This is a genomic window from Rhodoferax sp. UBA5149 (genome assembly GCF_002413825.1).
Classification (GTDB): Bacteria; Pseudomonadota; Gammaproteobacteria; order Burkholderiales; family Burkholderiaceae_C; genus Rhodoferax.
Genome location: NZ_DHXT01000205.1, coordinates 14,734 through 21,511 on the forward strand (window position 1 = coordinate 14,734; position 6,778 = coordinate 21,511).

Annotated in this window: 8 protein-coding genes and 1 pseudogene; 3 read left to right on the forward strand and 6 right to left on the reverse strand. The window is 61.7% G+C overall.

All coding sequences use genetic code 11. The annotated features are described in order from the left end of the window. The 4 genes and pseudogenes from B3V69_RS18285 to B3V69_RS18300 all read right to left on the reverse strand — a co-directional run. On the reverse strand, window positions 1-329 hold a 329-nt coding region (locus B3V69_RS18285; protein ID WP_296448536.1), incomplete at its 3' end, for an ATP-binding cassette domain-containing protein. Beyond that, on the reverse strand, window positions 326-1,642 hold the full coding sequence (locus B3V69_RS18290; protein WP_296448537.1) for an efflux RND transporter periplasmic adaptor subunit: 1,317 nt from the start codon (window positions 1,640-1,642) through the stop codon (window positions 326-328). The genes B3V69_RS18290 and B3V69_RS18285, both read right to left, overlap by 4 nt. A gap of 27 nt (window positions 1,643-1,669) precedes the next feature. Continuing rightward, window positions 1,670-3,034, reverse strand: a complete 1,365-nt coding sequence (locus tag B3V69_RS18295; protein WP_296448539.1) for an efflux transporter outer membrane subunit — start codon at window positions 3,032-3,034, stop codon at window positions 1,670-1,672. Window positions 3,035-3,226: 192 nt separating this feature from the next. After that, window positions 3,227-3,466 (reverse strand): annotated as a pseudogene (locus B3V69_RS18300) (DUF1653 domain-containing protein). Between the two features lie 16 nt (window positions 3,467-3,482). Between B3V69_RS18300 and B3V69_RS18305 the strand changes: the two are divergent. Both B3V69_RS18305 and B3V69_RS18310 read left to right on the forward strand, forming a co-directional pair. Continuing rightward, window positions 3,483-4,754, forward strand: a complete 1,272-nt coding sequence (locus B3V69_RS18305; protein ID WP_296448541.1) for an RsmB/NOP family class I SAM-dependent RNA methyltransferase — start codon at window positions 3,483-3,485, stop codon at window positions 4,752-4,754. Between the two features lie 105 nt (window positions 4,755-4,859). Further along, window positions 4,860-6,074, forward strand: a complete 1,215-nt coding sequence (locus B3V69_RS18310; RefSeq protein ID WP_296448542.1) for a DesA family fatty acid desaturase — start codon at window positions 4,860-4,862, stop codon at window positions 6,072-6,074. Between the two features lie 104 nt (window positions 6,075-6,178). On the opposite strand, the gene rpmG is transcribed toward B3V69_RS18310, so the two are convergent. Then, window positions 6,179-6,349 (reverse strand): 50S ribosomal protein L33, encoded by a 171-nt coding sequence (gene rpmG, locus B3V69_RS18315; RefSeq protein ID WP_011465453.1) that lies wholly within the window; start codon window positions 6,347-6,349, stop codon window positions 6,179-6,181. A gap of 11 nt (window positions 6,350-6,360) precedes the next feature. After that, entirely contained in the window at window positions 6,361-6,594 is a 234-nt protein-coding gene (rpmB, locus tag B3V69_RS18320) for a 50S ribosomal protein L28 (RefSeq protein ID WP_114973864.1), read from the reverse strand. On the opposite strand from rpmB, the gene B3V69_RS18325 reads away from it, so the two are divergent. Then, a partial coding sequence (locus B3V69_RS18325) for a hypothetical protein (RefSeq protein ID WP_296448547.1) occupies window positions 6,595-6,778 on the forward strand: 184 nt, incomplete at its 3' end.

Below are 6,778 nucleotides of genomic sequence, written 5' to 3' on the forward strand. Positions count from 1 at the left end.
TCCACGTTTTCCTGGGCCGAGGTGCGCGCCAGCAGATTGAAGCCCTGAAACACAAAGCCCAAAAACCGGCGGCGCAAGCGCGCTCGCTGGTCGCGCGACAGGGTCTCGACGTGCACGCCGCGAAACAGGTACTCGCCCGTGGTGGGCGTGTCCAGGCAACCCAGCGTGTTCATGGCGGTGGACTTGCCCGAGCCGCTGGGCCCCATGATGGCGACAAAATCTCCTGCTTCGATGGTCAGGTCAACGCCTTTGAGCGCGGACAAGGCGGTGGCGCCCTGGCCGTAGACCTTGGTCACGCCTTTGAGCTGGATCAGCGGGGGCTCGCTCATGGCGTCGTGCCTGCCGCGCGCTGATCGGTGATCACCAGCATGCCGGCCTGCAGTTCGCCGCCGGTGATCTCGGTCATGCGGCCGTCGCTGATGCCGGGCGCCACGGCCACGGCCACCGCGGTGCCGCCCTGCAGCACCCACACCTGCTTGGAAAGGCCGCTGCCGCCCGCCGATTTGCGCGCGCCACCACGCGGCATGCGCGGTATCAGACTGGAGACAATGCCACCAGACGCCTTGGCGGCGTCCTTTGTGCTGCCGGCCGCGGACGGCGTGAAACGCAGCGCCGTGTTGGGCACCAACAGCGCGTCAAGCCGCTCGGTGGAGGTGATGATGGCGGAGGCCGTCATGCCGGGGCGCAAGCTCAAGTCGGTGTTGTCGACTTCGAGGTAGGTCAGATAGGTCACCACGTTGTCGGTGGTGGTGGAGCCATACGCCACGCGGGTGACGGTGGCCGGGTATTTGCGGGCCGGATAGGCACTGACGGTGAAGTTGGCTTTTTGCCCGACCTTGACCGAGCCCACATCGGCCTCGTCCACATTGACCTGCAGCCGGAGTTGGGCCAGATCTTCGGCCACGGTGAACAGGGTGACCGCCTGCAAGGAGGCGGCCACCGCATTGCCAGGGTCCACCGTTCGTGTCAACACCACACCATCGGTGGGGGAACGGATGGAGGCTTTGGACAGATTGATTTCATCGGTGGAGGCCGCCGCCCGCGCGTCGGCCACATTGGCGTGGGCACTGGTCTCGTCCGCCTGGGCGCGTTCCAGCGTGGCCCGGCCGGTGTCCAGTTCGGCCTTGGACGGCACCTTGCCACCCGACAGACGCGCTACTTCTTCCAGTCGTGCCAGGTTGCCCTGCGTTTCCTTGACGGTCGCCACGGCTTGTGCGACCTTGGCGGTGGCCGCGCTGACGGCGGCGCGTGAGCGCGCTACCTGGTCCTTCAGCTTGGCGGTGTCAAGTTCCACCAGCACCTGGCCTTTTTTGACCTTGTCATTCACATCCACCAGCACGCGCAGCACGGTGCCCGACAGCTCACTGCCAATGCTGACGGAGCGTGTGGGCTGCAGCGTGCCGTTGGCCGCCACGGTCAAGGTGAGCTTGCCGCGGCTCACGGACTCAGTCACATAGACCGGCGCCGCATTGTTCTGGGCGGTCATTTGCCAGAAGTAGACGCCCACCGCCGCCAGCAGCACCAGCCCCACGAGCACCCAGACCAGGGTGCGGCGCCACCACACCGGCGCAGGTGCCTCTTCCAGCACGGTTTGCAGGTCAGTCTTTGAGAGCGGTTCACTGGCGGCAGCGTCGGTGGTCATGGTGGGTTCCGTGAATTCGGGTTGGGTTCAAAACCAGCCGCCGCCCAAGGCCTTGTACAGGCGCACATGGTCGGCGCTGATGTCGGCGCTGGTACTGGCCACGCTGTCTTGTGTTGTCAGCAGCGCGCGCTGCGTCTGCAGCACGGTCTGGAAGTCAATCAGGCCACTGTTGTAGCGTTGCTGTGCCAGCTGATCGGCATTGCCGGCCGCCGTGGCGGCGCTTTGCAGGTGGGTCAGACGGTCACGGTCGCCGCGCAAGGCCACCAGCGCGTCCTCCACATCTTTCAAGGCCGTCAAAACGACGGACTCGTAAGCAACGCGGGCCTGCTCCAGCGCGGCGGTCTGGGCCCGCACCTGGGCCCTGGCCGCGCCGCCATCGAACAGCGGAACCGAGACACTGCCCAGCAAGGCGTTCACCACGGAAGCGCCGTTGCCGAGCGCGCCCAGTGTCAGGGCGCTCAAGCCCAAGGAGCCGCTGATTGAAAAGCTGGGATAGCGCGCGGCATCCGCCGCTGATACGCGCGCCAGGGCCGCACTGATGCGCTGTTCTGCCGCACGGACATCCGGACGTTGGCGCAGGGTTTGCGCCGGGATGCTCAGGGCCAGATCGTCCGCCGCTTGGGGAATGGCCAGTGAATCAGTCAGTAGCGCCTGCAGTGCCTCCGGTGGCTGGCCGGTCAGGACCGCCAGGGCGTGCCGGGTCTTGGCCATGCTGGCCTCCAGCGTGGGAATCTGGGCGCTGGTTTGCTCCCTGGCGGTGCGGGCCTGCTCCACTTCAACCGACGTGACCAGCCCGGCCTGCGCCCGCCAGTCGGTGATTTGCAGGGTTTCGTTCTGGCTGGCGAGGTTGTTGCGGGCGATCATCGCTTGTGCCTGCTGGCCGCGCAGCTGGATATAGGCCAGGGCCACCTCCGCCGCCATCGACACCTGCACATCGGCCAGCGTTGCTTCGGCGACCTGTGTGTCGGCCTCGGCGGCGTTCACGGCGCTATGCTTGCCACCAAAGACATCGGGTTCCCAGCTGGCATCCAGACCGACCCTGAAACTGTTGCTGGCGTCATTGCCGCCGGACTTGCTGCGTTGCACCGACCCGGAGGCCGACACGTCGGGCAGCAAGCCCGCACTTTGCACGTCGCGCAGGGCGCGCGATTGCTGCAGCGCCGCCTGCGCCGACCGGATGCTGGTGTTGGCCTGCAAAGCCTGCGCCACCAGGGTGCTCAGCAGGGGATCGTTGAATCTCTGCCACCACTGCGCCAGTGACGTCGCGGGGTCATTGGCGGCGCTGGTGGGGGACGCCGCCGTGGACCAGGCCGCGGGCAAGGCGATCGCGGGCAATTCCTGGGTCCTGGGCGACCAGGACGAGCAGCCGCTTAAGCTGACTGCGATTGCCATGGCAAAGGGCAGGGCGCGCGGCAGGCCTCTGCGTGGCCACGGAGATTCTGATTTTTGTGAAGCCATCGTTCTTGCAGCATAGGACGCGGTGAAGCTGTTCATTGTGCAGGAAGCAAATGAGTTAACGGTTTTTCCTGAGTGAAGTCTTGTAAATCCCGCTGTTGTCCTACAGCCCGGCGGCTTGTTGGCGCTTTACTCAGAAATCCAGGTGAATCGTGCTTGGCGTACCCCGTCAACCACCACCTCTTCCTCAAACATCGCAGCCGGGCGCACCTAGAGCCCCTGCTCGCCGTAGAGGGCGCGGTAAAGCGTCATCGGCTCCAGCGTTTCGCTATGGCGTACGGTGTCGATCACTTCGTAGCGCAAGCCCTTGTAGTGGCGGTACTGGCCCTTACGGGTCTCGGTCAGAGGGGGCAGTATTTCGTCAATCATGGGACAATCGTAGGTTATGCATCCAAAAGCCCTGCTTGACGTCTGTTCCGAACTCGTTCGCCTTACTCTCAAATTCGACCACCCTACCGACGCCATTGTCTCGAAATTTTTCCGTGACAACCGGGGTCTGGGGCCGCGCGAACGCGCTACGCTCTCCGGGACGGTGTACACCGTTCTTCGTAAAAAACTGCTGTTTGACCATTACGCGCCGTCCGGCAGTGGCCCCAAAGAACGGCGTTTGGCGATTCTGGGGTTTTACGGTCCCGGCGATTTTCTGCGCAGCGCCCTGACCGACCAGGAAAAAAACTGGCTCGACCAGTGCGAAAAAATCAATGTGGCCGATTTGATGGAGCGCCATCGCCACAACCTGCCCGAGTGGCTGGTGCAGCCGCTCAAAGAGCAACTGGGCGATGAATTCTGGCAGCTGGCGGAAAGCCTCAACCTGGGCGCCGGCCTGGATTTGCGTGTCAATGCCCTCAACGCCAAGCGCTCTGACGTGCAAAAAGAACTGGCCCAGCTCGGCATCAAGGCCGTGCCCACACCGTATTCCCCCTGGGGCCTGCGCATTGCCGGCAAGCCGACCCTGAACAAGCTGGATGCGTTTACCCGCGGCGCCTTTGAGGTGCAGGACGAAGGCTCGCAACTGCTGGCCATGCTGCTGGACGCCAAGCGCGGCGAGATGGTGGTGGATTTTTGCGCCGGCGCGGGTGGCAAGACGCTGGCCATTGGTGCGGGCATGCGCAGCACCGGCCGTTTGTATGCTTTTGATACCTCACCGCATCGTCTGGATGCGCTCAAACCCCGGCTGGCCCGTAGCGGTTTGTCCAATGTGCACCCGGCGGCCATCGCCCATGAGCGTGATGAGCGCGTCAAACGCTTGTCCGGCAAGATTGACCGGGTGCTGGTGGATGCGCCGTGTTCGGGGCTGGGTACTTTGAGGCGCAACCCTGACCTCAAATGGCGGCAAAACCTGCAGTTGGTGGCGGAGCTGGCCGTTACACAAGCCGCCATTCTGCAAAGTGCCGCGCGCTTGCTCAAACCCGGCGGACGGCTGGTGTACGCAACCTGCAGCATGCTGGTCCAGGAAAACGAGGCCATCGCCCAGGCATTTACCGAGACGAACAAGGAGTTCACGCCGCTGGATGCCGGTGAAATTCTGTCTGGCTTGAAGGTTGAGCGCGCGGCTACGCTGTGCAGCGGCGGGGAGACCGGCCAGCGTTACCTGCGTTTGTGGCCGCACCGCCATCAGACGGATGGTTTTTTTGCAGCGGTGTGGCAAAAAATTTGAATTTCAGCGGCGCAGCTGGTATTTGCCGCTGTTGGCCCCATCTGCGGTCATACTGGACCTGATCCGATATCCAAAATTAATACATCGTTGAGAGACAAACTGAATATGTTGTTACCTGATTGGGCTGCATTGAACGCGGTGCTTGACTGGCTGGCGCATGGGTCCTGGAATTTGGCCTGGTGGCAAATCGTGTTGTTCACGCTGGCCGTGACCCATGTCACGATGATCAGCGTGACGGTGTTTTTGCACCGTCATCAAGCGCACCGTGCCTTGGACTTGCACCCGATTGCCTCGCATTTTTTCCGCTTCTGGCTCTGGTTGACCACCGGCCAGGTCACCAAGGAATGGGCCTCCATTCACCGCAAGCACCACGCCAAGTGCGAGCAGCCGGAAGACCCGCACAGTCCGCATGTGCATGGCATCAAAACCGTGCTGCTGCAAGGCTATGAGTTGTACCGGGCCGCGGCCAGCAACAAGGAAACGCTGACACGTTACGGCCATGGCACACCCAGTGACTGGCTGGAACGCAATCTGTACACCCGGTTTTCGTGGCTGGGCGTCGTCCTGATGCTGATCATCGACCTGACCCTTTTTGGCGCTACGGGCTTGGCGGTGTGGGCCGTGCAAATGGCCTGGACGCCCGTCATGGCGGCCGGCATCATCAATGGCGCAGCGCATTACTGGGGTTATCGCAACTTCGAGGCGCCGGATGCCAGCACCAATATTTCACCGTGGGGCATCCTCATTGCCGGTGAGGAGCTGCACAACAACCATCACACTTATCCCACGTCCGCCAAACTGTCGGTCAAGCCTTACGAGTTTGATATTGGCTGGATGTACATCAGCCTGATGCAAAGGGTGGGCCTGGTAACCGTCAAAAAGACCCCGCCCAAGCTGGCTTTTGGTGCTGTGCGCCCAGTGGCTGATGAGAAGACGCTGGAAGCGCTGATTTCCAATCGTTATGAAATCATGGCCGGTTACGCCAAAGACATGCGGCGTGCGTTCAAGGATGAACTGCAAGCCATGAAATCACGCAGCGCGGACGCCGCTGTCATCAAGGCCGCTCAGCGCTGGATGCACCGCGATACAGAGAAAGTGCCCGCAGCAGCCGTGCCCCAGCTCGCCATGGTCCGCGCCGCATCGCCGGTGCTGGACAAAATGGTGGTCATGCGTGAAGAGTTGTGCCAGTTGTGGCTTAACCGTTCACACACTCGCGAACAGCTGGCAACCGACCTGCAAGCCTGGTGCCATCAGGCGGAGGCCAGCGGCATTGCGGCCTTGCAGGAGTTTTCTTTGCGGTTGCGGGCGGCTCGCACCTGAGTTTGGGGGGTATACAACCCGACTCCCACACGTTCACCGGTGCAAGAACCGGCCACAAAAAAGCCCGCACGAAGCGGGCTTTTTTGTGGACAAACAAACCTGAATTACTTCAGTTTCATTTCCTTGTAGTCCACATGCTTGCGAGCTTTGGGATCAAATTTCTTGATCAACATTTTCTCGGGCATGGTTTTCTTGTTTTTGCTGGTGGTGTAGAAGTGACCGGTGCCAGCTGTAGATTCCAGCTTGATTTTTTCGCGTCCGCCTTTGGTTGCCATGGTGCTGCTCCTTATGCCTGGCCACGTGCGCGCAAGTCTGCGAGCACAACATCAATACCGTTTTTGTCGATCAAACGCAGACCGGCGTTGGAGATTCGCAGGCGAATCCAACGGTTTTCGGTCTCGACCCAGAAACGGCGGTATTGCAGGTTCGGCAGGAACCGGCGCTTGGTTTTGTTGTTGGCGTGGGAAACTTTGTTCCCGACCATCGGGCCTTTGCCCGTAACTTCACATACGCGTGCCATGTGGACACTCCAGAAGACGTGAACGCTTGGCGCTCACTCGTTAACAGCTTTCGCCGCACCTCGCCACACCTCGATGTGGCGGTAAAGAGATTCGCCGACCTGTCTTTCCCCGCATGGAGAGGACGGACAAATGTCGGAAAAGCCTTCGATTATAACGATTTCAGTCTTGCTCAAGAAAACGCTG

Coding starts and splice junctions, on each gene's coding strand:
- B3V69_RS18290 (WP_296448537.1), bottom strand. CDS start 1,642: ATGACCACCGACGCTGCCGCCAGTGAACCGCTCTCAAAGACTGACCTG.
- B3V69_RS18295 (WP_296448539.1), bottom strand. CDS start 3,034: ATGGCAATCGCAGTCAGCTTAAGCGGCTGCTCGTCCTGGTCGCCCAGG.
- B3V69_RS18305 (WP_296448541.1), top strand. CDS start 3,483: ATGCATCCAAAAGCCCTGCTTGACGTCTGTTCCGAACTCGTTCGCCTT.
- B3V69_RS18310 (WP_296448542.1), top strand. CDS start 4,860: ATGTTGTTACCTGATTGGGCTGCATTGAACGCGGTGCTTGACTGGCTG.
- rpmG (WP_011465453.1), bottom strand. CDS start 6,349: ATGGCAACCAAAGGCGGACGCGAAAAAATCAAGCTGGAATCTACAGCT.
- rpmB (WP_114973864.1), bottom strand. CDS start 6,594: ATGGCACGCGTATGTGAAGTTACGGGCAAAGGCCCGATGGTCGGGAAC.